Genomic DNA, 24519 nt, shown 5'->3' on the forward strand with positions numbered 1-24519 from the left:
GGAGCGCGCACCGCACGCCCCCGCCCGCCCCACCTCACACCACCAGCCCCGCATCCCGGGCGCACAGGGCCGCCTGCACCCTGTTGCCGACCTCCAGGGCGGCCAGGATGCGGCTGACGTGGGCCTTGACCGTGCTCTCCCGCATGCCCAGGCCCTCGGCTATCTCGGCGTTGGACGCCCCGCCCGCCAGGAGCCCGAGGACATCGGCCTCGCGCGGGGTCAGCCGGCCCACGCGCAGCTGGGCGGCCTGGGAGTCGCGGGAGGCCGTGCGGTGGTAGCGGTCCACCAAGCGGCGGGCGGCGGCCGGGTGGAGCATGGCCTGGCCCGCGGCGACGACCTGTATCGCGCGGATGATCTCGGCCGGGTCGGTGTCCTTGAGCAGGAACCCCGAGGCGCCGGCGGCCAGCGCGTCGTACACGTACTGGTCCAGGTCGAAGGTCGTCAGCATGACGACCTCCGGCGGGCAGGGCAGGGCGCGCAGCCGCTCCGTGGCCGCTATGCCGTCCATGCGGGGCATGCGGACGTCCATCAGGGCCACGTCCACGCGCAGGGAACCGGCCCGTTCGACGGCCTCCAGGCCGTCGCCCGCCTGGGCCACCACCTCTATGCCGGGGACGTCGTCGAGGATGTCGGCGAGGGCCAGCCGGACCAGGCTGTCGTCGTCGACGATCAATGTACGGATCATGCCGCTCCCGGCGCGAGGTGGTGGTCTTCGAGGGGAATGTCCGCGGCGATGCTCCAGCCGCCGCCCCCGGCCGGACCGTAGTCCAGCCGGCCGCCCAGGGCGGTGACCCGTTCGGCCAGCCCGACCAGGCCGTAGCCGCTGCTGACCGGCGCCCCCTCGGGGGAGGGGGCGCCGGCCCGGTTGCGCACCTCGACGGTGGAGGCCGGCGGGCCGTAGCGCACCGTGACGTGGACCGGGGCGCCCGGGGCGTGCTTGCGGGCGTTGGTCAGCGCCTCCTGCACCAGGCGGTGGACGGCGAGCCGGTGGCTGGCCGGCAGCGGCGCGGCCGTGCCCTCCACGACCGCCTCGATCTCCTGGCCCGCCGCCCGCGCCTCGTCGAACAGCGCGGGCAGCTCCCGCAGCCCCGGGACGCGCTGGCCCTGCAGCTCGGGGTGGTCGGGGTCGCGCAGGACGCCCAGCACGTCGCGCAGATCGCCCAGCGCCTCCGTGGACGTCGTGCGCAGCAGCGCCAGCCGGTCGGCGACGGGCTCGGGAAGGGAGGCGGCGCGCCGCTGCAGGGCGCCCGCGTGCAGGGCGAGCAGGCTCAGCCGGTGGGCGAGCACGTCGTGCATCTCGGCGGCGATGCGGGCGCGCTCGCTCAACCGGGCCTGCTTGGCGCGCAGTTCGCGCTCGATGCGCAGATGGTCGACCTGCGCCGTCAGGCTCGCGACCAGTCGTCTACGGCTGTCGACCCACAGCCCGAGCACCATCACGAGGGCGAACGGCAGGACCGGACCGTAGGCCCGGGTGGTCCACAGCAACTGCTCCGGCTGGGCGAACCAGTTGCCCGCCAGTGCCACCGCCGCGCACGCGCATCCCAGCGCGCGCCAGCCGCGCGAGGCGAGGTAGAAGAGCATCACCAGCAGCGGCAGCAGCGCGCCGACCGCGATCGCGGCGGCGACCGTCACCACGACCGTGACCACCGGGACGCGATAGCGCACCGCCAGCGACAGGCTGCCCACCGCGGCGACGGCCGTGTCCGGGCCGAACAGCGTGGCGCCGGCGCCCACATAGGCGTTCTGCACCGCCAGCACGCCCACGGCCGCGATCAGCAGCGCCTCCGCCCATCCCGGCCACCTTCGGTCGTCCGCACTCAGCACGGGTAAATCGTAGTCAGCCAACGTTTCCGGTCCCTCCGCCAGTCGGCCTACGCTACCCCCTACTTTCGTACTGATCGAGCGTCGCACAACGGCCGATGGTGCGGCCCGCGCGGGCCCCTAGTTTCATGGTCATGGATCTGACGCAAGCCAACTCCACGCCCGCACAGCCGCGTTCGGCTGCCGGGCTGGCCTTTCTCCGTGAGGCGACCCGCACCTTCCGTACCACCGGCGCCATCGCGCCCAGCAGCAGGCAGCTCGCGGAGCGGCTGGCCGCCCCGCTGGCCCCCGCGAGCAGACTGCGCCGCCCCACCGCGGTACTGGAGGTCGGGGCCGGCACGGGACCGGTGACGCGCGTGCTGGCCGGGGCCGTCGGTCCCGCCGACCGGCTCGACGTCGTCGAGATCAACCCCCGCTTCGTCGAGATTCTCAACGGCGCGCTGCGCACCGATCCCGCCATGTCGGCCGCTTCCGACCGCATCCGGATCATCCCCGAGTCCATCACCGAGATGCGCATCGACCACAGCTACGACGTCATCGTCTCCTGCCTGCCCTTCACCAACTTCGAACCGGACACCGTCAAGGCGATCCTGGACCGTTACCTGTCCGTGCTCGTACCCGGCGGTCACTTGACGTTCTTCGGCTACCTCGGCACCCACGCCACCCGCTCCCTGCTGAGCAGCCGCAAGGAGTCCGCCCGCCACCGCGAAGTCAACGACCTGCTGCACGAGTTCACGCGCCGGTACGCCAGCCGGCACAGCGTCGTGTGGCGCAATATCCCGCCCGCCCGGGTGTGGCACGTGCGCGCCCCCGAGCACGCCACCCGGGCGGACGCGGCCTGATGCCGACCGCGGACGAGCTGCTGCAAGGGGTGCCGCCGACGGCCGCGTACGCGGTCGTGTTCGGCCTGGTGCTCCTGGAATCGGTGCTGCTGCTCGGTTCGTTCGTGCCGACGCTCAGCCTGATGCTGTGCGCCGGGGTCCTCGCCCAGGACGGGACGCTGCGGCTGCCGCTGGTGGTGCTGTGCGCCACGGCCGGGGTGGTGACCGGTGATCTGCTCGCGCAGCGCACCGGGCGCCGCCTCGGCCCCGGGCTGCGGCGCAGCCGGCTGGGGCGGCGGCTGCCCGAAGCGGCCTGGGAGCGGGCCTGGTCGGTGCTCCAGCGCCGCGGCGGCCCCGCGCTGCTGGTGTGCCGCTTCGTGCCGGTCGTACGGACCTTCGCGCCGCACCTGGCGGGTGCGGCCGGCATGCCGTACCGGCGCCTGGCGCCGTACAGCCTGCTGGCGGGCCTGGTCTGGGCGGGCGCGGAGGCCGGGGCGGGGTACGCGCTGGGCGCGTCCTACGAGCGGCTGACAGCGGTGAGCGGTGGCCTGCCGGTGCTGTGCGCGGCCGGCGCCGGCCTGCTGGCCGTGCTCGTGGGGCTGCTCGTGCACCGCCGCCGCTCGCGCGGGGCGGTACGGGCCTCAGGCCGAGCGCGCCAGCGACAGGCTGACGTCGGTGCGCAGGATCGCAACGTGCAGGTGGCGCAGTTCGCGCCCGGGGTCGACGCCGAGCTCGTCCCGGAAGAAGCCGCTCACCTCGGCGTACGCGGCCAGGGCCTCGCCCCTGCGGCCGCAGCGGTAGAGGGCGAGCATCAGCCGCTGCCACAGGCTCTCGCGCAGCGGGTATTTGGCGGTGAGCGTCCGCAGGTCGCCGACGATCTCGTCGTGGCGCCCCAGGGCGAGGCACACGTCGTGGTACCGCTCCATGGCGCGGATCCACTCCTCCATCAGTCCCGGCACCACGTCCCGGTGGAGCGCGTCCGAGCGCACGCCGCCCAGCGGCTGGCCGCGCCACAGGGCCAGCGCCTCGGTGAGGGCGGTGTGCTCCTGGGCGCGGTCGCCGAGTTCGGCGGCGAGCCGGGCGCGGGTGGCGGATTCGCGGAAAAGAGTGAGATCGAGACAGCCGGCGGGGACCTCGATCAGGTACCCGCTGGGCGAGGTGCGCAGCAGTCCGGACAGCCCCGCGCCGCCTGCGTCCAGGCTCTGTCGTAACCGGGTGAGGAGGGTGTGGAGGGCGGGGCGCGGGCTGTGCGGCAGCTCGTCGCCCCACACCAGGTCGACGAGCTTCTCGACCGGGACGATCCCGCCCGGGTGCACGAGCAGGGCCGCGAGGAGGGATCGTTGCCTGCCACTGGGTAGCGAAACGTTTTTTCGGCCCACCGTGACGCTCAGCGGTCCGAGAACTCGGAAGGATGTTTCCCGGCTCATGAACTCTCCCCTTCGCTCATCGAGCCGCACCGTGAAGGCGGCTGGGGGGTGCCGTGCCCGCCGTCAACTCAAGCGGATGTCTCGGTCGGCCAGCGTACGTTGCGTACAGAGTTGCTTGTCAACTATGGCGTATGAATGCCAGGCTTGTCTGGCGTTATCCATACGCTCAAGCGGACAGAAAACGTCGACCGGGCAACTCCTACGAGAGGGACGGGGCATGAGCGGCAGTCAGCAGGCACCCGACCACAACGACCGGCCACTCCTGCGCACGTTCGACCAGCGGCTCAGCGAACTGATCGCCGCCACCGCCACCCCCGACGGGTGCAGACGCCCCGGATACGCGCGCCTGGCCAAGGAGATCCGCGACACCACCGGCAGGACCATCTCCGGCACCTACCTGTGGGAACTGGCCACCGGCAAGAAGCGCAACGTCACCCTCGAACAGCTCGACGTCCTCGCCGAGTTCTTCGGCGTGCCGCCGGAGTACTTCCTCGACGACGAGGCGGTCCGGGGCATCGACGACCGGCGCAGACTCGCCGTCGCCCTGCGCGACGCCAAGGTCCGCAACCTCGCCCTGCGCGCGGACGGACTCTCGCCCGCCTGCCTGGACGCTCTGATCGCCATGGTGGACGAGGCGCGCAAGACCCAGAACCTGTCGTCCATCGACGATGACGACGACGCCACCCGTACTTCTTCAGGGTAGTCAACGACCCGACGCCGGTCCCGTGGGCCTGGAGGACCGATGCCACGCCGTACGTACGTCGCCTACCGCCGCTGCCTGAGAAAGGGTCAACGGGAACCCGAGATGCCGTACACGAGCGACGCCGCCCTCCGCCGACGCTGTCGGGCTCTACTGGCCCGCATCAGCCTGCCCCAGCCCTTCTCCGTCGAGGCCCTGTGCACGCACCTCGGCGAGCAGCGCGGCAGGCCGATCCATCTGCACCCGCTGCCGGAGCAGGCCGCCATGGCGGGAGCCTGCGGCCTGTGGCTGGCCACCGCCACCGACGACCACATCTTCCACGAGTGCCACACCGTCCGCCCGCACCAGGAGCACATCGTCCTGCACGAGATCGGGCACATGCTCTTCGACCACCACTCCCTCGCCCCGGCCGGCGGCCACACCGGAGCCCTCCTGGCCGACCTCGACCCCCGGCTCATCCGCCGCCTCCTCGCGCGCACCAACTACTCCACGCGCCAGGAGCAGGAGGCGGAGATGCTCGCCAGCCTCATGCGCACCAGCGAACGCGCCTGCACCGAGGAACGGCCGCCGGGCGCGCTGGGCAGGCTGCAGGCGGCGCTGGGCGTGGTCGGCTCCCATGACCGCTGACGCCCCCTTCCACGCCCTGGAGGGCGCCGGCGCGATCTGCCTGTGGATCGCGGTGATCGTGCGATGTCCCTCCGCCGTGCGCCACCCTCCGCAGCGAGGGCTGTGGCTGGCGGTGGCCACGGCGGCCCTGGCGATGAGCCTGCCCCTGCTCTCCGGTCTCCCCGGCACCGACCCGCCGGCCCCCGCCCTGCTGCTCGTCCGCAGCCTGACCGGCGTCGTGTCCGCCGGCGCCGTCCTCTGCTTCGTCGTCACGATCATGGGAGGGCGACGCATCCGCGCCTGGGCCTGCGGCGCCGTCGCCGCGGTGGCCCTGACCCTGGCCGTCCTCGGCACCACGACCGGCGCCCACCGCTCCTACGGCACCCTCGCCGCGATGCCGCCCGCCGCCACCGCCTACTGGCTGCTCCTGACCTGCACCCACCTGGCCGTCAACGCGGCCTGCGTCGCCGTGTGCTGGCGGTACGCGAGGGGCCGGCGCAGCGGCTCCGCGCTCGCTCTCGGCCTGCGGCTCTTCGGCATCGGCACGGCCCTCGCCGGCCTGTACTGGCTCCGCCTCTTCGCCGGCCTGTTCACCGCCTCCGACGCGCTCCTGCGCTACCAGCCCCTCCTGATGGCCCTGCACGGCATCCTCCGGGCCGCGGCCGTGCTCGTCCCGACGGCCCTCGCCCTGCGGCAGACGGCCTGCGACATCAGGACCGTCTGGCGGCTGTGGCCGCTGTGGCGCGAGCTGGTGGACGCCGTCCCGCACGTCGCCCTGGCCCGCACCCGGCCCCGGCTCACCGAGATCCTCTGGCCCCGGGACTCCTGGAAGCTGCTGGCCTACCGCAAGGTCGTCGAGACCCGCGACGCCATCCTCGTCCTGCGCGACTACACCGACCCCTCCGTCACCCGCGCCGCCGTCGCCGCCGCACCCCCGCGGGGCGCCGCCCCGGCCGAGGCAACCGTGCTCGCCTGCGTCCTGCGCGAGGCCCGCCGCGCCAAACTCGCCGGCCTCCCGCGGACCGGCGCCCGCCCGCCCGAACCCCTCGGCCTCGGCCTCGGCCACGGCAGCCTGGACGACGAGCGGATCTTCCTCCTGCGCCTCGCCGAGGCCTACGCCTCACCCCCCGCCCTCACCTTCGCCCCACCGCGCGCCCTGCCCCGGGACGACCACAGGAAGTGCGCCTGACCACAGCGACCGGCCGGGCCGGCGACGGGACATCCGGCGAACCGTGTCCTTCGCCCCCGGCCCGGATGCGAGACTGTGAGCAGTGATGGACAGCGTGCCGCCCGGAGCGGACGAGGCCGGTGGGACCACCGAGGCCCGGCATTCGCCCAAGGTGGGAGACGACAGTGGAGGGGACCGAGAACATGCGGGTCGGAGCCGTCCTGTGAGACTGCTGCACACCTCGGACTGGCACCTGGGACGGTCCTTCCACCGCGTGAACCTCCTGGCGGCCCAGCGCGACTTCCTCGGCCACCTCGTGCGGACCGTGCGCGAACGCGACGTCGACGCCGTCCTCGTCGCCGGCGACGTCTACGACCGGGCCGTACCCCCACTCGCCGCCGTCGAGCTCTTCGACGAGGCACTGCACCGCCTCGCCGCCCTCGGCGTACCCACGATCATGATCTCCGGCAACCACGACTCGCCCCGCCGGCTCGGCGTCGGCGCCGGCCTCATCGACCGGGCCGGGATACACCTGCGCACCGACCCCGCAGGGTGCGCCACCCCCGTCCTCCTCTCCGACGACCACGGCGACGTCGCCTTCTACGGCCTGCCCTACCTGGAACCCGCGCTGGTGCGCGAGCAGCTCGGCGCCGCCAGGGCCGGACACACGGCCGTGCTGGACGCCGCCATGGAGCGGGTCCGCGCCGACCTCGCCACCCGGTCCGCCGGGACCCGGTCCGTCGTCCTCGCCCACGCCTTCGTCGCCGGAGGCACCACCAGCGACAGCGAGCGCGACATCACCGTCGGCGGCGTGGCCGCCGTCCCCGCCGAGGTCTTCCGCGGCATCGACTACACCGCCCTCGGCCACCTCCACGGCAGCCAGGCCATCACCGACCGGATCCGCTACTCCGGCTCCCCCCTCGCCTACTCCTTCTCCGAGGCCGACCACCGCAAGACCATGTGGCTCGTCGACCTCGCCGCCGACGGCACCCTCGGCGCCGAGCGGGTCGACTGCCCCGTGCCGCGCCCGCTCGCCCGCATCCGCGGCCGCCTCGAGGACCTCCTGGCCGACCCGGACCTCGAGCGCCACGAGCAGGCCTGGATCGAGGCCACCCTCACCGACGCGGTGCGCCCCCAGGAGCCCATGGCCCGGCTCGCCCGCCGCTTCCCGCACACGGTCAGCCTGGTCTTCGAACCCGACCGGGCCCCCGAGGACCCTCTCGCCTCCTACGCCCAGCGGCTGCGGGGCCGCACCGAAGCGCAGATCGCCGAGGACTTCGTGGCCCACGTACGCGGCGGACAGGGCCCCGACGAGGCCGAGCGCGCGGTGCTGACCGCCGCCCTGGACTCCGTACGGCTGGACGACACCCTCGACGAGGTCGCCCGATGAGGCTCCACCGGCTCACGATCACCGCCTTCGGGCCCTTCGGCGCCACCCAGCACATCGACTTCGACGAGCTGTCGGCCGCCGGGCTCTTCCTGCTGCACGGCCCCACCGGCGCGGGCAAGACCTCCGTCCTCGACGCCGTCTGCTACGCCCTCTACAACGGCGTCCCCGGCTCCCGCCAGGGCAGCGGCCTCACCCTGCGCAGCGACCACGCCGACCCCGCCGTCCCCACCGAGGTGGTGCTCGAACTCACCGTCGGCGGCCGCCGGCTGGAGATCACCCGGCGCCCCGAGCAGCCCCGGCCCAAGAAGCGGGGCACCGGCGTCACCAAGGAGAAGGCCTACAGCGCCCTGCGCGAGAAGCCCGCGGGCGGCGGCGGGTGGAAGGCGCTGAGCCGCTCGCACCAGGAGATCGGTACCGAGATCGAGCAGCTGCTCGGCATGAGCCGCGAGCAGTTCTGCCAGGTCGTCCTCCTGCCCCAGGGCGACTTCGCCCGCTTCCTGCGCGCCGAGGACGCCGCCCGCGCCAAGCTGCTGGGCCGGCTCTTCGACACCGGCCGCTTCGCCGCCGTCGAGGACCGCCTCGCCGAGCTGCGCCGCGCGGCGGAAGCACAGGTGCGCACCGGCGACGAACGGCTGCTCGCCCTCGGCCACCGCATGCGGCAGGCCGCCGCCGACCCGTCCCTGCCCGAGGTGGGCACCCCCGCACCGGCCACCGCGACGCCGTCCGCGCCCGGCCGGGCCGCCGTCCCCGCGCAGCGCACCGCAGCGCAGGTGCTCGCGCCCGGCGACCCCGGACTGGCCGAGGCCGTACTGGAGTGGGCGGCCCTGGCCCGTACGGGCGCACGCGAGCGGCGGGACATCGCCCGGGCCGCCGTCCTGGCCGCCGAGCAGGCGCACAGCGCTGCCCATGCCCGCGCCGACGAGGCACGGGAGACCGACCGGCTGCAGCGCCGGCACGCCGACGCCACCCGCCGCGCCGAGGCCCTGGAGGAGCGGCGCGGCGCCCACGACGAGGTGCGCGAGCGGCTGGAGCGGGCCCGGGCCGCGGAGTCGGTGGCCCCCGCGCTGGAGCTGCGCGAGGAGGCCGGGCGGGCCCACCGCTCGGCGGCCGCCGCCGAGGAACGGGCCCGCGCGGCGCTCCCCGGGGAGCACCACGACGCCGGGGCCGAGCAGCTCGAGTCCCTGGAACGGCGCCACCGCGAGGACCTGGGATCGCTCTCCGCGGCACGCCGGGCCGAGGCCCGGGCCGCCGCGATCGCCGCCGAGAGCGCCACGCTGGACGGCGCGGCCCGCGCGGACGAGGAGATCCTCACCGAGACGGACGCCTGGCTGTCCACCTGGGAAACCACGCGCGACACCCACCAGCGGCGCGTCGAGGAGGCCCGGCGGGCGGCCGACCGCGCCGCACGCCTCGGCGAGGAGACCGACCCGGCCCGGCGGCGCCTGGAGGCCGCCCGGCTGCGCGACGTGCTCGCCCACCGGGTGGAGGACGCGGAGGCCCGGCTGCTGCACGCCAGGGAACGGACCGCGGCCGCCCGCGAGCACTGGCTGGACCTGAAGGACCGCCGGCTGCGCGGCATCGCCGCCGAGCTGGCCGCCGCCCTGACCGCCGGCACCCCCTGCGCGGTCTGCGGCGCCACCGAACACCCCGACCCGGCCCGCGCGGACGCCGACCAGGTGGACCGGGCGGCCGAGGAGGCCGCGCTGGAGGCGTACCAGCGCACCGACGCCGCCCGCGACGACGTCGACCGGGAGCTCAGGCCGCTGCGCGAGGCCCTCGCCGGCGCCACGGCCGACGCGGGCCCGGCCACCGTCGGCGAACTGGCCGCGCACCTGGACACCCTGGAACGCTCCTTCGCCGAGGCCCACGCCGCGGGCGCCGACCTGCACAAGGCCCGGGAGGCGCAGGACGCCGCCGAGCGCGAGTGCGAGCGGCGCCGCGCCGAACGGGAACGGGCGCGGCTGCGGCTCGCCGCGCACGCCACGCGCGCCGAGGGCCTCGACCGCGAACTGCGTGCGCTGGAGGAGGAGCTGGAGCAGGCACGCGGGGGAGCCGGGAGCGTCGCCCGCCGCGCGGAGCTCCTGGAGGAGCGGCTGACCCGGCTCGCCACCGCGGCCGAGGCCGTCCGGGAGGCCGGGCGCACGGCCGCCCGCCTCAAGGAGGCCGACGCCCGGCTCGCCGACGCCGCCTACCGCGCCGGCTTCGACACCCCTCAGCTGGCGGCCGGCGCCCTGCTGGGCGCCGCCGAGCAGCGCGAGCTGCGGCAGCGGCTGGAGCGGTGGCAGCAGGAGGAGGCCGCCGTCGCCGCGGAGCTGGCCGACGCGGCCGTGGCCCGGGCCGCGGGACGGCCGGCCGCCGATCCGGAGGCCGCCGTGGCGACGGCCGGGGCCGCGACGCGGCTCCTGCGGCAGGCGTCCGCCGAGGAGGCCGCCGCGCGCGCCCGCTGCGAGGACCTGGACCGGCTCTCCGCCGAGGCCGTCGCCGACGCCCGCCGCCTCGCCCCCCTGCGCGAGGAGTACCACCGGGTGGCCGAGCTCGCCTCGCTGGCGGCCGGCACCTCCGCCCGCAACGAGCGGAAGATGCGCCTGGAGTCGTACGTCCTGGCCGCACGGCTCGAACAGGTCGCCGCCGCCGCTACCGCCCGCCTGCAGCGCATGTCGGCCGGGCGCTACACCCTCGTCCACTCCGACGCCAGGACCGCCGGGCGCGGCCGCTCGGGACTGGGCCTGCACGTCGTCGACGCGTGGACGGGCAGCGAGCGCGACACCGCGACGCTCTCCGGCGGGGAGACCTTCTTCGCGTCGCTGTCCCTGGCCCTGGGCCTGGCCGATGTGGTCACGGAGGAGGCGGGCGGCATGCGGCTGGACACCCTCTTCATCGACGAGGGCTTCGGCAGCCTCGACGAGCAGACCCTGGACGAGGTCCTGGACGTACTGGACTCGCTGCGCGAACGCGACCGCACCGTCGGCATCGTCAGCCACGTCGCCGACCTGCGCCAGCGCATCCCGGCTCAGCTGCAGGTCGTCAAGGAGCGCTCGGGTTCGGCTGTCCGGCACCGGACGGCGGGGTGCGCCGGCTGAGGGCGCGACGGGGGAGCGGCGAGGAGTAGACCACGCTCGTGGTCACCGAGCCGAGCGCGCCGATCCGGCCCGCGACCTCCTCCAGATGGCGCATGGACCGGGCCGCGACCTTGATCACGAAGCAGTCGTCGCCGGTGACGTGGTGGGCCTCCAGGATCTCCGGCGTCCCGGCCAGCAGGTCGTGGAAGGGCTTGTAGTTGCCGTTGGGGTACCTGAGCCGTACGAACGCCAGCACCGGCATGCCCAGCCGCTCGGGATCCACGACGGCGGTGTAGCCGCCGATGATGCCGGCCTCCTCCAGGCGGCGCACGCGCTCGGTGACGGCGCTGGAGGACATGTTCACGGTGCGCGCCAACTCCGCGTAGCCCGCGCGCCCGTTGCTCTGCAGGGCGTCGAGAATGCGCCAGTCGGTGGCGTCAGGGGAATAGCCGGTCATGTGCGATGTCTAGCAGTGAAATCCCCTGTTCATCAAGAGTTTCCCCGAGGATCATCGGTTCCGGTACGTGATCAAGGGCCGTAGATTTTCGGGCATGACAGCAACCGCCGCCCCGCAGGCCCCCAGCTCCGTCCTCGCCGTTCCGCCGGCCGCTCCCGACGCCGCCGCGGCCTACTTCGCCGCCCGTCTCGCCTTCCACACCGACGTGGCCGACGTGCACGCCGCCCTGGCCGCCGGGCACGCGGACTTCGTGGTGGTCGACTCCCGGTCCACCGGGTCCTGGGACCAGGGGCACGTGCCGGGCGCCGTGCACCTGCCGACCGCGCAGATCCCGCAGCTCGCGGCCGAATGCCTGGACCCGGCCGTTCCGGTCGTCGTCTACTGCTGGGGCCCCGGCTGCGACGGCGCCACCCGCGCGGCTCTGGCCCTGGCCCGCCTGGGCTACCGCGTCAAGGAGATGCTCGGCGGCATCGAGTACTGGATCCGCGAGGGCTACGAGGTCGAGACGTGGGAAGGCACCCGGCAGCTCCCGCCGGACCCGCTGACGGCACCGGTCGACGGCGGCGACTGCGGCTGCTGACCGCTAGCGGGCCCCGGCCAGGGCCCGCAGCAGCGGCCGCGGGTCCATGCCCCGCGGCAGATCGCTGACCTGTCCGTCCCCGACCTCCACCACGCGCCACACCCCGTCCTCGCGCAAGGCGAGATCGGTGCTGACGAAGCGGCAGCCCAGGGCCGCGACCAGGGGCGACACGGCGGCGAGCGCCGGCTCGGGCCGGAGGTCGGGGCGGTCCGGGTGCGCCGTGACGAGTACGGGGCGGCTGTCCACCCACCACACGCGGGCCTCGCCCACGTCCGTGAAGCGCTCGAAGGCCCGTACCACGACACCGCCCGCGAGGAACGTGTCCTGGAGCTCGACGAAGCGGGCGACCACCGCCGCCAGCCGGTCCGTGTCGGCGAGGTCCGGTACGTAACACGCCTCGTGCCACTCGTGCTTGCGGGACTTGACGAAGTCCTTGACGACGGCCGGCCCGCCCCCGAGCTCCGCCGTGCGGGCCGCGAGCTCGCAGGCGCCCGGAGCGTGGCCCGGCTCGGCGGCCAGCCACACGCTGGGCGGCGTCACCGGGGCGAACGTGCCGTACCAGCCCGGCAGTTCATGCGCACGGCGGTAGCCGTCCGGCGAGGTCAGCAGGGTGACCCCGCGAGCGGTGAGCGCGCCCGCCAGCTGCGCGTACCGCCCGGACGGCACCATCCAGCCCCGGTACCACGCGGCCCCCGCCCCGCGCGGCACACCGGCCACCGCTCCTGCCGCGTCCCCGGCGAGCAGCGCGTCGTGGTCCAGCAGCGAGGTCCGCAGCCCCAGCTCACGGGCGGCCCGCACCTCCTCGGTGAAGTGCGGGTCCACCCGTCGGGGCCCGAGCGGATCGCTGCAGAAAATGATCAAAGGTGCCATCGCGGCACCCTAACGGGTGGCCGTCACAGTGCCGACAGCTCCGCGACCAGGTCGTCCAGGCCCAGGGAACCCTGGGACAGCGCCGCCATGTGCCAGGCCTTGGCGTCGAAGGCGTCGCCGTGGGCCTTGCGGGCGGCCTCGCGCCCGGTCAGCCAGGCGCGCTCGCCGAGCTTGTAGCCGATCGCCTGGGCCGGCATGCCCAGGTAGCGCACCAGCTCGCTGTCGACGAAGTCCGCCGGGCGGCCGCTGTGCATGCCGAAGAACTCCCGTGCCAGCTCCGGCGTCCAGCGCTCGCCCGGGTGGAAGGGCGAGTGGCCGGGGATCTCCAGCTCCAGGTGCATGCCGATGTCGACGATCACGCGGGCGGCGCGCATCATCTGGGCGTCCAGATAGCCCAGGCGGCGCTCGGGGTCGGAGAGGAAGCCCAGCTCGTCCATGAGCCGCTCCGCGTACAGCGCCCAGCCCTCGCAGTTGGCGCTGACCAGGCCGACGGTCGCCTGGTAGCGGGAGAGCCGGTCGGCCACGTGCACCCACTGCGCGAGCTGGAGGTGGTGGCCGGGAACGCCCTCGTGGTACCAGGTCGACACCAGGTCGTACACGGGGAAGCGGGTCTCGCCCATCGTGGGCAGCCAGGTGCGGCCGGGGCGGGAGAAGTCCTCGGACGGCTGGCTGTAGTACGGGGCCGCGGCGCCGCCGGGAGGGGCGATGCGGGACTCGACGCGCTTGACGCGCTCGGCCAGCTCGAAGTGGGTGCCGTCCAGCGCCTCGATGGCCTCGTCCATCAGCTCCTGCAGCCAGACGCGGGTCTCCTCGACCCCCTCGATGTGGGTCCCGTGCTCATCCAGGTGGGCCAGCGCCTCCCAGGGCGTCTTCGCGCCCGGCAGGATCTTCTCGGCCTCCGTCCGCATCTCGCCGAGGATGCGGTGGAACTCGGACCAGCCGTACGCGTACGCCTCGTCCAGGTCGAGGTCGGTGCCGTTCCAGTAGCGCGACCAGCGGGCGTACCGCTCGCGCCCCACGACGTCCGGGGCGCCCTCGACGTCCGGGGCGTAGACGTCGCGCAGCCAGTCGCGCAGCGCGGCCAGGCCGCCCGTCGCGGCGCCGGCCGCCTCCTGAAGCTCCTCGTGCAGCTCCTTCGGTCCTGCGGCCGTGAACTCGCCGAACCAGCCTCCGTCCGTGCCGATCCACTGGTCCAGCTGGCCGATGACGGTGCTCACCTGGCGCGGGCCGCCCGGCAGCCCGCGCTCGATGCCCTCGGCGAGCGAGGCGCGGTAGCCCTCGAGCGCCGTGGGGACCGCGCGCAGCCGCGCGGCGACCGCCGACCAGTCCTCCTCGGTCTCCGTCGGCATCAAGGTGAAGACCTCGCGCACCGAGTGCAGCGGCGAGTGGATGTTGCTGACCGTGCGCAGCGCCTCCCGCGCCTCGTGCACGGCGAGTTCGGCGGTCAGCCGCTCGCGCAGCAGCCGGGCGCAGCGCCGTTCGCTGTCGCTGTCCGCACCCGGCCGCGCCTCGGCCTCGTCGAGCGCCCGCAGGGTCGTCCGGGCCAGCCCGGCCAGTGCCTCCTGACCCGCCGGGGAGAAGTCCGGCAGTCGCCGCGCGGACTCCGCGATGCCCAGATAGGTGCCGGTGATGGGGTCGAGTTCGATGAACGCCTCTACGTAGGAGTCGGCGACCTGACGGGGCAGTGGAGTGTTCGTGGAGTTCGGCATGCGCTCATCCTCGTATGCCCGGGGCGGCCGCGTCAGCGGGATTTTTCCGTTAGCTGTCCGAAACCCGCTGCGCCGTCCCGGCCGTGGTGCGGGGAGCGGCGGGGACGCGGGCGAGCCGGGCGGTGATCACCAGGGTGCCCTCCTCTATCTGGTAGTCCAGCGGCAGGTCCAGGGCGCGCATGGCGCCGACCATGCCGGTGTTGGAGGCCGTGGTGACCGCGTACACGCTCTCGCAGCCCGCCTCGCCGGCCATGGTGATCAGCCGGCGCAGCAGCTCGCCGCCGACGCCGCGCCGCTGCCAGGCGTCCTCGACGAGCAGCGCGACCTCGGTCTCGTTGCCGTCCCACAGCAGGTGGCCGAGGGCGACGAGCCGGCCGGAGGCGGTGTACGCGGCCAGGGTGCGGCCGAAGCGCGGGCTGAGCAGGTGGCGCAGGTAGCGGTCGGCGTCGGCGACGGGGCCGTGGTAGCGGCGGGTGAGCGTCGTCGGGGAGCAGCGCTCGTGCATGGCGTGGGCGGCGGCGAGGTCGGCGGCGTCGGCCCGGCGGACGGTGATCTCGTTGCCCTCGGGGAGGGTGAGTACGTCGGTGCGCGGCGGGACGCGCGGGCCCAGCCGGGCGTCGAGCTCGACCAGCGCACGGGCGCGGGCGAACTCGGTGGGGGTGAAGGGCAGGTAGGGGCGTTCGATGGTGATCGACCCGCCGGAGGGGTCGCGCAGCCGCAGCACCGTCTCCTCCCACACCCCGTCCTCCGGCACGGGTTCGGCCCGGGCGCCGGTGTGGGGGGAGCGGGCCGGTATGGAGCGGATGGTGCAGCGGCCGAGCAGCTGTCGCAGGGCGAGGGGGAGTTCGGCGGCGTCCAGGGCGGTCCGGGTGGCGAGGCCCAGGATCCGGGTCGGGGCGTCCACGAGGTCGTGGGCGTCGGCCCGCTCCAGCCAGGTCTCGCGGCCGCCGCCGCCCGCGGCGGCCCGGGTCAGCTCGGCGGGCGCGAGCGCGGCGGGGGCGCGCAGCAGCAGCTCGTCGACGGTGCCGTCGGCCAGGGGGTGGGTCTGCAGGGCGAGTATGTCGACGCGGTGGTCGGCCAGGGCCAGGCACAGCGAGGCCAGGCTGCCCGGCTCGTCGCGCACGGTCGTGCGCATCCGCCACAGCGTCGTGCCGCCGTCCGCGCCGTCGCCGGCGGTGACGCGGGCCGGCGCGGCGCCCGGGGCGGCCGCCGCGGCGGGCGGCGGGAAGGCGTGTCCCCGGCGCCGGGACCACCAGGTGTGGAAGCCGGTCGTGGCCATCAGGGCGGCGGCCGAGCCGACCAGCAGGGCGGGGCCGTCGGGGCCGTGCGCGACCGTGTTGGCGACGGAGTCGGCAGCGGCGACCGCCGTGAACAGGGCGGCCAGTTCCACCAGGTCCCGGCGCCAGTGGTGGTGACCGTGGTGCCGGGGGGAGCTCTTCGCGAAGGTCTCGTCGGTCATGGACCCACCCTGACCGAGCGGTGTTGCGTGATCACGAACGTGCTGTGTCCGATGGGTAAAGGACACATCTGTCCGGGTCCGGACGATCCGGGCGCGCGCCGGCCGCCCGGGCGGCGCTCAGCCGCGCAGGTCCCGCAGCGCGTCCTCGATGCCCCGGTGGAAGGTCGGGTACGCGTAGATCATGTGCCGCAGCGCCTCGACGGGCACCGCGGCCTGGACCGCCACCGCCAGGCCGTACATGACCTCGCCGCCCATCGGCCCCGCCGTGGTCGCGCCGACCAGCACGCCCCGGTCCGCGTCCTCGACGAGCTTGACCAGCCCCGCGTTGCCCGCCTTGTGGATCCAGCCGCGGGCCGAGTCCGGCACCCGGGCCGTGCCCGTGCGCACCCGCAGCCCCTTCTCGTGGGCCTGCTTCTCGGTCAGGCCCACCGCCCCCACCTCGGGGTCGGTGAAGGTGACCCGGGGCAGGGCGCGGTAGTCGGCGTCCGGGCCGGGCTCGCCGAGCACGGACCGGACCACGATCTCCGCCTCGTACATCGCCACATGGGTGAACATCCCGTGCCCGGTCACATCGCCCACGCCCCACAGCGCCGGTGCGACCAGCATCTGCCCGTCCGTGCGCAGCGCCCGCGCCGTCGGGTCCAGCCCCACGGTGTCCAGGCCCAGGTCGCTCAGGTCCGCCCGGCGGCCGGTGGCCACCAGCAGCTGGTCTCCCGTCAGCTCCGCGCCGTCCTCGAGGACCAGCGTGAACGCGTCGCCGCTGTGCCGGACCCGGGTGACCCGCGCGCCGGTCCGCACGGTCAGCCCCTCGCCGCGCAGCACCCCGGTCAGCAGCTCGCCGGCCTCCGGCTCCTCGGCCGGGATCAGCCCGTCGAGCGCCTCCACCACCGTGACGTGGGTGCCGAAGCGGGCGTAGACCTGGGAGAGCTCCAGCCCGATCGCGCCTCCGCCGAGCACCAGCAGCGTGCCCGGCGGCTCCTTCGCGGCGATCGCGTCGCGGTTGGTCCAGTACGGCACCGCGTCGAGGCCGGGCACCGGCGGGATCTGCGGCCGGCTGCCGGTGGCGAGGACGATGCCGCTCCGCGCCTCGAACACCTCGCCGCCGGCCTCCACCCGGCCGTGGCCGGCCAGCCTGCCGCGGCCGCGCACCAGGCGGCCGCCCTTGCCGGTGAAGCGGTCGGCCGCGGCCTGGTCGTTCCAGTCGTCGGTGGCCTCGTCCCGGACGCGGTCGGCCACCGGCGCCCAGTCGGCGCAGACGTGGGCGGTGCCCGCCATGCCGGGCACCCGTCGCGCCTCCGCCAGCAGGTTCCCGGCGCGGATCATCATCTTGCTGGGCACGCATCCCCAGTACGGGCACTCGCCGCCCACCAGCTCCGCCTCGACGCCCACCACGCTCAGCCCGGCCTCGGCGAGCCGCCCGGCCACGTGCTCGCCGCCCGGACCCATGCCGATGACGACGACATCCACCTGTTCGGCCACAGCACCGCACCTTCCTCGCGCCGGCTTCGGGTGCCCACCACCTTCCCACCGCCCCGCGAGGGCGTCACTGTCCGACGCGCGAGCCGTCGAGGATGACGCGGGCGACCAGCGCCGGGTCGTCGTTCATCGGGACGTGACCGCAGCCCGGCAGCCGTACGAGCCGGGCGCCCGGGATCGCCTTCTTGGCCCGCACGCCCTGGCCGCGCAGCAGCACCCGGTCGTTGGTGCCCCACGCGATGGTGACCGGCACCTCCGGCACGTCGTGGGTGAAGCGGACCGAGCGGCCGGCGGTGAGCACGGCCTCGAAGCCGGACGCCTCCCGCAAAGCCCGCGTCTCGGCCACCACGGCGTCGGGCGAACGGCGGCCGGGCCGGGCGTAGATGGGGCTGACCAGCGCCGCCCGGCCCACGGCCGTACGGGCCAGCCGGCTCACCGTGTGCTCCGGCAGCCGCAGCGCGCCCTGGCGCATGGCGAGCAGCACCCCGAAGGCGTAGCGGCGCTCGGCCTCGCTCCAGAAGCCGCCGGGGGACAGCGCGGTGACGGACCGTACGAGCTTGTCGTGACCGAGCTGCAGGGCGAGCAGACCGCCCAGGGAGTTGCCCGCGACGTGCGGCCGCTCCAGGCCCAGCGCGTCGAAGAAGGCGCCCAGCACGGGGACCACGCCGCGCAGGTCGTAGGAGATCCCGTCGGGCAGCGCGGGGGAGCGGCCGAAGCCCGGCAGGTCCACGGCGATGACGTCGCGCTCGGCGGCGAGGATGCCCACGACCGGGTCCCAGGCCTGCAGATGGTGGCCGATGCCGTGCAGCAGCACCAGCGGCTCGCCGCCGCCCAGGCGCTCGTATGTCACCGCGACCGTGCGCCGGCCGGCCGGGGTGTCGATGGGGAAGGAGATCGTCTCGGTCATGGCTCGGCTCCTCGTCATCCGTGGGGCGACGTACCGAGACAGGATGTCAGCAGCGGTTACCGCTGGGTAGACCTCGGTACGCCACGGCGGCCGGTACGCCCCGGTGAGACCCGGTTCACGTGGACAATCCCCGGGCACCTCGGGTGGGATGGGCTCCGTGACCGCACCTGACGCCGGGCTCGACGCCTTCGAGGAACACCGCACCACGCTGACGGCGGTGGCCTACCGCATGCTCGGCCGGTTCGCCGACGCGGAGGACGTCGTCCAGGAGGCCTGGCTGCGCTGGTCCGGCGCGGACCGCGCGGCCGTGCGGGACGCGCGCGGCTATCTCGTGCGCGTCACCACCCGGCTCGCCATCGACCGCCTGCGCCAGGCGCAGGCGCGCCGCGAGGCCTACGTGGGGCCGTGGCTGCCGGAGCCCGTCGTCACCGACTTCGGCGCGAGCGTGCCCGACACGGCCGAGCGCGCGATGCTCGCCGACTCCGTCTCCCTCGCGGTGCTCGTCGTGCTCGAAACGCTCTCGCCGCTGGAGCGCGCGGTCTTCGTCCTCCGCGAGGCGTTCGGCTTCCCCTACCAGGACATCGCCCAGGCGCTCGACCGCTCGGAGGCGGCCGTGCGCCAGCTCGCCGGGCGGGCCCGGCGCCATGTGGAGGAACGCAGGCCGCGCTTCGACGTCGACCCGGTCCGTCGGCGCGACCTCACCGAGCGCTTCCTCGCAGCGGCCACCGGCGGCAGCATCGACGACATGCTCGCCCTGCTCGCACCCGACGTCCGGCTCGTCAGCGACGGCGGCGGCAAGGTGAAGGCCGCGCTGCGCGTCATCGAGAGCGCCGACAAGGTCGGGCGCTTCCTGCTGGCCGTCGCCGGCGAGACGTTCGGCGCCACCGCCGCACCGGAGGTCCGCTTCGCGGAGGTCAACGGCGCGCCGGCCGTGCTGCTGTTCCTCGGGGGCCGGCTCGACTCCCTCGTCAGCCTCGAGGCCGCCGACGGCCGGATCGCCGAGATCCACCTCATCCGCAACCCCGACAAGCTCACGGCGCTGCGGCCCTGACCGGGCCCGCCGCGGGCCGGTCACAGCCCTCCGGCCACCCGCAGTATCGCGCCGGTGGTGTACGACGCCTCCGGCGACAGCAGCCAGGCCACCGCCCCCGCGACCTCCTCCGGCTCGCCGGGGCGCCCCATGGGGATCCGGTCGGCTATGCGCCACGCCCGGTCGGGGTCGCCCATCGAGGCGTGGATGTCGGTCACGACCGCCCCGGGCTGCACCGAATTGACCCGGATGCCCTCCGCGGCGAGCTCCTTGGCCAGCCCCACGGCCATCGCGTCCACGGCGGCCTTGCTCGCCGCGTAGTGCACGTACTCGCCCGGGCTGCCCAGCGTCGCGGCGCCCGAGGAGATGTTCACGATCGCGCCGCCCCGGCCGCCGTGACGCGTGGACATCTCCAGCGCCGCCCGGCGGGCACAGATCAGCGCACCCATCACATTGACGTCGACGACCCGGCGCATCCGCTCCACCGGAGTGTCGGTGAACCGGCCCAGCAAGCCCGTGATCCCGGCGTTGTTGACCAGGCCGGTGACCGGCCCCAGCTCCTCCTTCACCGTCGTGAAGAAGTCGTCGACCTGCCGCTCGTCGCTGGTGTCGACCTGGACCGCCACACAGGCGACGCCCTCGGCGCGCACGGCGTCCGCCGTCTTCCGCGCCGCCTCGTGCGCCCGTTCGTAGCCGATGGCCACGCGGTGCCCGGCGCGCCCCAGCCGCAGCGCCACCGCCGCGCCGATGCCCCTGCCGCCCCCGGTGACCACCGTGACCTGGTCCGATGCCCGCTCCATCGCGCTTCCCCCCGTCACACCCTCCGATGATTACCGACGGTACCTCAGGGCTCTGACAGCGGCCGGTGCGGGACGCCATTGGTCTTGACCAAGTACGCACACCGTCCTATGGTCGCAGGCATACTGCAACAACCTTTAATAAAGAAGCGCGCGAAAAGCCTTTGCGGAGGATCAGGGTGGGGACCACGCAGTTGGAATCGGTGCCGGAACCGAAGTACTGGCACCTGAAGACCGTCCTCAGCGACGCACTCGACTCCGAGTTCGCCGTGGGCGAGATCCTGCCGAACGAGCGCGAGCTCGCGGCCCGCTTCGGCGTGGCCCGGGCCACGCTCCGTCAGGCGCTCGAACAGCTGGAGCTCGAGGGCCGCCTCCAGCGCCGCAGGGGCGTCGGCACCACCGTCGCCCCGCCCCGCATGGGCGTCGCCGTCGCCGACGCCGCCCATGCGTGGCCCGGCACGGCCGGCGACGCCTGGCAGCCGGTCGACAGCACCGAGGACGTACCCCCCGCCCCGGTCGCCCGGCTTCTGGCCACCGGCCCCGGCCAGAGCGTGCACACCGTGCGCCGCACCCGCAAGACGCGCAGTCAGCCCGTCGCCGCCGAGCTGCTGTACGTCCCCGCGAGCAGCGTCCCCGGCCTCGCCGCCATCGACGCGCCCGCCGGCACGGCCCGCGCCCGCGCCGTGCTGCGCGAGCTGCAGCGCCTGCAACTGGAGGGCCAGGACCAGGCGGTGGAGCTGGGCTCCGCACGCGCCGACGACGCCAAGCAGCTCGACCGGCTCCCCGGGGCGCCCGTGCTCGTCGTCACCACCCGCTACGTCTCCGGCGGCCGCACCGCGGCCGTAGCCGTCGCCACCTACCGCGCCGACACCTGCCGGCTGACCTTCGGGGACGCCGGCGGCGCGGCCGTACAGCTCCTCGCGGGCTGACGGCCGCTCAGCGACGCGCCGTGACCGTGCTCTCGACCGCGAAGAGCTGCTTCTCCACGTGGTCGAGGGCCAGCCGCAGCGCACCCGTGGCCACCGCGGCCTCGCCGAGCAGCGACTGCGCCACCTGCGGCGGCCGCAGGCAGTAGCGGGCCAGCTCGGTGCGCAGCGGCTCCAGGACCCCGTTCAGCCCGGCCGCCCAGCCGCCCACCACGACCAGCTCCGGGTCGAGCGCCAGCACCAGCGCCGCCACGTCGTGCACCAGCCGGCGCAGATACCTCTCCACCGCGGCCCGGGCCCGCTCGTCGCCCTGCTCCGCGCGCGCGAACACCCGGGCCACCTGTGCCTCGTCGAGCGGGTGCAGCGGCTCCCCGGTGGTGGACAGCACCTCCTCGGGGGTGGCCTCCCGGCCCAGCAGGTGCAGGGCGCCGATCTCCCCGGCCGCGCCCCCGAAGCCCCGGTGCAGCCGCCCGCCGATGAGCGATCCGGCCCCCGGGCTCAGCCCCGCCAGCACGAAGACCACGTCGTCGGAGGCGGTCGCCGCGCCCTTCCAGTGCTCGGCGACGGCGGCGGCGTTGGCGTCGTTCTCCACGAGCACCGGACAGCGGAACGAGCGACGCAGCCGCTCCCCGAGCGGCAGCCCGGTCCACTGCGGCAGCGCGGTTCCCAGCCGTACGGTCCCGTCCGCCTCCACGATGCCGGGGGTGGCCACGCCCACCGCGCGCAGCGAACTGCGCGGGACCCCGGCGCGTCGGAGCAGATCGGCGACGGCCACCCGGACCTGCTCCAGGCGCTCGTCCGCCGGAGCCGTCGCGGCGACCTCCACGTGCGCCGAGCCCATCACCCGCCCGTCGAGGTCGGCCAGCAGCGCGGCGATGCGGTGCGGCCCGATCTCGATGCCCAGCAGATGGCCGGCCTCCGCCCGGAACCGGAAGCGCCGCGCCGGGCGGCCCTGACGCCGTGTCGCGTTCTCGTCGGCGGCCGCCTCCACCACGAGGCCGGAACCGATCAGGCCCTCGACCACGCCCTCCACGGTCGGCCGCGACAGACCGGTGACGTTGACCAGGTCGGTGAGCGTGGGCGCCTGGGCGGAGCGCAGGGCGTGCAGCACCACGGCCGAATTGATCCGCCGCAACAGAGACGGGTCCCCGCCGGTGAGCCGCCCCAACGTGCCGCCTCCTCGCTTTGCGCGCCCTTTGCCGCACGGATCGTATCCGGTCGACCGGAACCCGGCGAGCCTTGGACCGCACGCGGCGTGCGGAAACCTCGGTCAGCCGGTGCCGTCGGCGGCGGCGCGCAGCCGGGCGAACTCCTCCGCCATCTTCGGCAGGGGCCAATGGGCGTTGAGGCCGCTGGGATTGGGCAGCGCCCAGATACGGGTGGTGCCTATGGTCCGTTCCTGGGGGCCGATCTTCGCGTGGCGGTCGCCGAAGGCGACCCGATAGGCGGTGACCCCGACGACCGCCAGCCAGCGGGGCCGCAGCAGCTCCACCTTCCGGGTGAGGATGCGGCCTCCCTCGCGGAATTCGGCGTCGCTGATCTCGTCGGCGCGCGCGGAGGCCCGGGCGACGACGTTGGTGATGCCCAGCCCGTGGTCCAGCAGCTCCCGCTCCTCGGCGGGCAGCAGCCGGCGCGGTGTGAAGCCCGAAGCGTGCAGGACGGGCCAGAACCGGTTGCCGGGCCGGGCGAAGTGATGGCCGGTGGCCGCGGACATCAGCCCGGGGTTGATTCCACAGAACAACACACGGAGGCCGCCCGCGACCACATCGGGAACGAGGCGGTCGCGGGCGGCTTCGAGCTCTTCCGGAGTCATCCCTAGAGGATGGCGCCCGGTGCGTAGGCCGCGGCCTCCGGGTGGCGCTTGGCGATCTCCTCGATGCGGGCGACCACCGAGGCCACCTGGTCGCTCGCGGCACCGGTGAACGACAGCTTGTCCGCCATCAGCGCGTCCAGGGCGGCGCGGTCCAGCGGGATGCGCTCGTCGGCGGCCAGCTTGCCCAGCAGCTCGTTGCGCTCGGCGCCCTGCTCGCGCATCGCCAGCGCCGAGGCCACCGCGTGCTCCTTGATGACCTCGTGCGCGACCTCGCGCCCGACCCCGGCCCGCACCGCGCCCATCAGCACCTTGGTGGTGGCGAGGAAGGGGAGGTAGCGGTCGAGCTCACGGGCGACGACGGCCGGGAAGGCGCCGAACTCGTCGAGGACCGTCAGGAAGGTCTCCAGCAGGCCGTCGAGCGCGAAGAACGCGTCCGGCAGCGCGACGCGGCGCACCACCGAGCAGGAGACGTCGCCCTCGTTCCACTGGTCGCCCGCCAGCTCGCCGGTCATCGAGGCGTAGCCGCGCAGGATGACCATGAGGCCGTTGACGCGCTCGCAGGAGCGGGTGTTCATCTTGTGCGGCATCGCGGACGAGCCGACCTGGCCCGGCTTGAAGCCCTCGGTCACCAGCTCGTGGCCGGCCATCAGCCGGATCGTCTTGGCGAGCGAGGAGGGCGCGGCGGCTAGCTGCACCAGCGCGGTGACGACGTCGTAGTCCAGGGAGCGCGGGTAGACCTGGCCGACGGAGGTGAAGGCGTGCGCGAAGCCCAGGTGGGCGGCGATGCGCTGCTCCAGCTCGGCCAGCTTCGAGGCGTCGCCGCCGAGCAGGTCGAGCATGTCCTGGGCGGTGCCGACGGGGCCCTTGATCCCGCGCAGCGGGTAGCGGGCCAGCAGCTCCTCGGTCCGGCCGAAGGCGACGAGCAGCTCGTCGGCGGTGGTCGCGAAGCGCTTGCCGAGGGTGGTGGCCTGGGCGGCGACGTTGTGCGAGCGGCCGGCCATGACCAGCTCGGCCTGGTCGGCGGCCAGCTTGCCCAGCCGGGTCAGGACGGCGACGACGCGGTCGCGCACCAGCTCGAGGGAGAGCCGGATCTGCAGCTGCTCGACGTTCTCCGTCAGGTCGCGGGAGGTCATGCCCTTGTGGACGTGCTCGTGGCCGGCGAGGGCGTTGAACTCCTCGATGCGGGCCTTCACGTCATGCCGGGTGATCTTCTCGCGTTCGGCGATCGAGGCCAGGTCGACCTGGTCCAGGACGCGCTCGTAGTCGGCGAGGGCAGCGTCCGGCACCTCGATCCCCAGGTCCTTCTGCGCACGGAGGACGGCGAGCCACAGCCGCCGCTCCAGCGTCACCTTGTACTCGGGGGACCACAGCACGGCGAGCTCCGCGGAGGCGTAGCGGCCGGCCAGGACATTGGGGATGCGGGGCTTTGCAGTCACGTGACGGAATTCTACTGGCGATTCACGCAGGCCAGCGCCCCGGTCCGATTTGTGGGTTGCTACGAGA

22 protein-coding genes and 1 pseudogene are annotated in these 24519 nt (G+C 74.5%); 10 read left to right on the forward strand and 13 right to left on the reverse strand.

Features of this window, described 5'->3' with window-relative positions; translation table 11 throughout:
• Positions 1–34: 34 nt before the first annotated feature.
• A complete protein-coding gene (locus AB0G59_RS18535; protein ID WP_071964589.1) occupies positions 35–685 on the reverse strand; it encodes a response regulator transcription factor in 651 nt (216 codons plus the stop codon).
• On the reverse strand, positions 682–1824 hold the full coding sequence (locus tag AB0G59_RS18540) for a histidine kinase (protein ID WP_360912819.1): 1143 nt from the start codon (positions 1822–1824) through the stop codon (positions 682–684). The genes AB0G59_RS18535 and AB0G59_RS18540 overlap by 4 nt, the downstream gene beginning before the upstream one ends.
• A gap of 131 nt (positions 1825–1955) precedes the next feature.
• Between AB0G59_RS18540 and AB0G59_RS18545 the strand changes: the two genes are divergently transcribed.
• Both AB0G59_RS18545 and AB0G59_RS18550 read left to right on the forward strand, forming a co-directional pair.
• Positions 1956–2663, forward strand: a complete 708-nt coding sequence (locus AB0G59_RS18545) for a methyltransferase domain-containing protein (RefSeq protein ID WP_071964624.1) — start codon at positions 1956–1958, stop codon at positions 2661–2663.
• A pseudogene (locus AB0G59_RS18550) lies at positions 2663–3133 on the forward strand (DedA family protein); the annotation flags it as partial. The gene AB0G59_RS18545 and the pseudogene AB0G59_RS18550, both read left to right, overlap by 1 nt.
• 150 nt (positions 3134–3283) lie before the next feature.
• Here AB0G59_RS18550 and AB0G59_RS18555 read toward each other — a convergent pair.
• Positions 3284–4069: an AfsR/SARP family transcriptional regulator gene (locus tag AB0G59_RS18555; protein WP_360912965.1), complete on the reverse strand. Its 786-nt coding sequence runs from the start codon at positions 4067–4069 to the stop codon at positions 3284–3286.
• 217 nt (positions 4070–4286) lie between these two features.
• On the opposite strand from AB0G59_RS18555, the gene AB0G59_RS18560 reads away from it, so the two are divergent.
• From AB0G59_RS18560 to AB0G59_RS18580, 5 genes are all read left to right on the forward strand, one after another.
• Entirely contained in the window at positions 4287–4772 is a 486-nt protein-coding gene (locus AB0G59_RS18560; RefSeq protein WP_177338172.1) for a hypothetical protein, read from the forward strand.
• 102 nt (positions 4773–4874) lie between these two features.
• Positions 4875–5396, forward strand: a complete 522-nt coding sequence (locus AB0G59_RS18565; RefSeq protein WP_360912821.1) for a hypothetical protein — start codon at positions 4875–4877, stop codon at positions 5394–5396.
• Positions 5386–6564: an MAB_1171c family putative transporter gene (locus tag AB0G59_RS18570; RefSeq protein ID WP_360912823.1), complete on the forward strand. Its 1179-nt coding sequence runs from the start codon at positions 5386–5388 to the stop codon at positions 6562–6564. The genes AB0G59_RS18565 and AB0G59_RS18570 overlap by 11 nt, the downstream gene beginning before the upstream one ends.
• Before the next feature lie 202 nt (positions 6565–6766).
• A complete protein-coding gene (locus tag AB0G59_RS18575) occupies positions 6767–7933 on the forward strand; it encodes an exonuclease SbcCD subunit D (protein ID WP_360912825.1) in 1167 nt (388 codons plus the stop codon).
• Positions 7930–11013: an SMC family ATPase gene (locus tag AB0G59_RS18580; RefSeq protein ID WP_360912827.1), complete on the forward strand. Its 3084-nt coding sequence runs from the start codon at positions 7930–7932 to the stop codon at positions 11011–11013. Before AB0G59_RS18575 ends, AB0G59_RS18580 begins: the two co-directional genes overlap by 4 nt.
• Here AB0G59_RS18580 and AB0G59_RS18585 read toward each other — a convergent pair.
• Positions 10958–11449, reverse strand: coding sequence for an Lrp/AsnC family transcriptional regulator (locus AB0G59_RS18585; protein ID WP_360912829.1), 492 nt, complete (start codon positions 11447–11449; stop codon positions 10958–10960). The genes AB0G59_RS18580 and AB0G59_RS18585 overlap by 56 nt on opposite strands.
• A gap of 94 nt (positions 11450–11543) precedes the next feature.
• On the opposite strand from AB0G59_RS18585, the gene AB0G59_RS18590 reads away from it, so the two are divergent.
• Positions 11544–12029, forward strand: coding sequence for a rhodanese-like domain-containing protein (locus AB0G59_RS18590; protein WP_360912831.1), 486 nt, complete (start codon positions 11544–11546; stop codon positions 12027–12029).
• A 3-nt stretch (positions 12030–12032) separates the two neighbouring features.
• On the opposite strand, the gene AB0G59_RS18595 is transcribed toward AB0G59_RS18590, so the two are convergent.
• From AB0G59_RS18595 to AB0G59_RS18615, 5 genes are all read right to left on the reverse strand, one after another.
• Positions 12033–12899 (reverse strand): ATP-grasp domain-containing protein, encoded by an 867-nt coding sequence (locus AB0G59_RS18595; protein WP_360912833.1) that lies wholly within the window; start codon positions 12897–12899, stop codon positions 12033–12035.
• A gap of 23 nt (positions 12900–12922) precedes the next feature.
• The gene (locus tag AB0G59_RS18600; protein WP_360912835.1) at positions 12923–14608 is read right to left on the reverse strand and encodes a DUF885 domain-containing protein; all 1686 of its coding nucleotides are present in this window, start codon (positions 14606–14608) and stop codon (positions 12923–12925) included.
• A gap of 49 nt (positions 14609–14657) precedes the next feature.
• On the reverse strand, positions 14658–16067 hold the full coding sequence (locus tag AB0G59_RS18605; RefSeq protein ID WP_360912837.1) for a GNAT family N-acetyltransferase: 1410 nt from the start codon (positions 16065–16067) through the stop codon (positions 14658–14660).
• Positions 16068–16184: 117 nt separating this feature from the next.
• Positions 16185–17546, reverse strand: a complete 1362-nt coding sequence (locus AB0G59_RS18610; protein ID WP_360912839.1) for an NAD(P)/FAD-dependent oxidoreductase — start codon at positions 17544–17546, stop codon at positions 16185–16187.
• 64 nt (positions 17547–17610) lie between these two features.
• Positions 17611–18450 carry an alpha/beta hydrolase gene (locus tag AB0G59_RS18615; RefSeq protein ID WP_360912841.1) on the reverse strand — a complete coding sequence of 280 codons (840 nt, stop codon included), beginning with the start codon at positions 18448–18450 and terminating at the stop codon, positions 17611–17613.
• Positions 18451–18598: 148 nt separating this feature from the next.
• Between AB0G59_RS18615 and AB0G59_RS18620 the strand changes: the two genes are divergently transcribed.
• Positions 18599–19501, forward strand: coding sequence for an RNA polymerase sigma-70 factor (locus tag AB0G59_RS18620; protein WP_360912843.1), 903 nt, complete (start codon positions 18599–18601; stop codon positions 19499–19501).
• A gap of 20 nt (positions 19502–19521) precedes the next feature.
• Here the strand turns inward: AB0G59_RS18620 and AB0G59_RS18625 are convergent, their stop codons facing one another.
• A complete protein-coding gene (locus tag AB0G59_RS18625; protein WP_360912845.1) occupies positions 19522–20280 on the reverse strand; it encodes an SDR family oxidoreductase in 759 nt (252 codons plus the stop codon).
• 176 nt (positions 20281–20456) lie between these two features.
• Between AB0G59_RS18625 and AB0G59_RS18630 the strand changes: the two genes are divergently transcribed.
• Positions 20457–21206: a GntR family transcriptional regulator gene (locus tag AB0G59_RS18630; protein ID WP_360912847.1), complete on the forward strand. Its 750-nt coding sequence runs from the start codon at positions 20457–20459 to the stop codon at positions 21204–21206.
• 7 nt (positions 21207–21213) lie between these two features.
• On the opposite strand, the gene AB0G59_RS18635 is transcribed toward AB0G59_RS18630, so the two are convergent.
• The 3 genes from AB0G59_RS18635 to purB form a co-directional block, all read right to left on the reverse strand.
• Positions 21214–22371, reverse strand: a complete 1158-nt coding sequence (locus tag AB0G59_RS18635) for an ROK family protein (protein WP_071964574.1) — start codon at positions 22369–22371, stop codon at positions 21214–21216.
• Between the two features lie 102 nt (positions 22372–22473).
• The gene (mug, locus tag AB0G59_RS18640; RefSeq protein WP_360912849.1) at positions 22474–23016 is read right to left on the reverse strand and encodes a G/U mismatch-specific DNA glycosylase; all 543 of its coding nucleotides are present in this window, start codon (positions 23014–23016) and stop codon (positions 22474–22476) included.
• A gap of 2 nt (positions 23017–23018) precedes the next feature.
• Positions 23019–24452 carry an adenylosuccinate lyase gene (gene purB / locus AB0G59_RS18645; protein WP_071964572.1) on the reverse strand — a complete coding sequence of 478 codons (1434 nt, stop codon included), beginning with the start codon at positions 24450–24452 and terminating at the stop codon, positions 23019–23021.
• Positions 24453–24519 lie beyond the last annotated feature (67 nt).

Origin of the sequence: Streptomyces sp. NPDC021096, from assembly GCF_040641275.1 — a bacterium.
Lineage (GTDB): Bacteria > Actinomycetota > Actinomycetes > Streptomycetales > Streptomycetaceae > Streptomyces.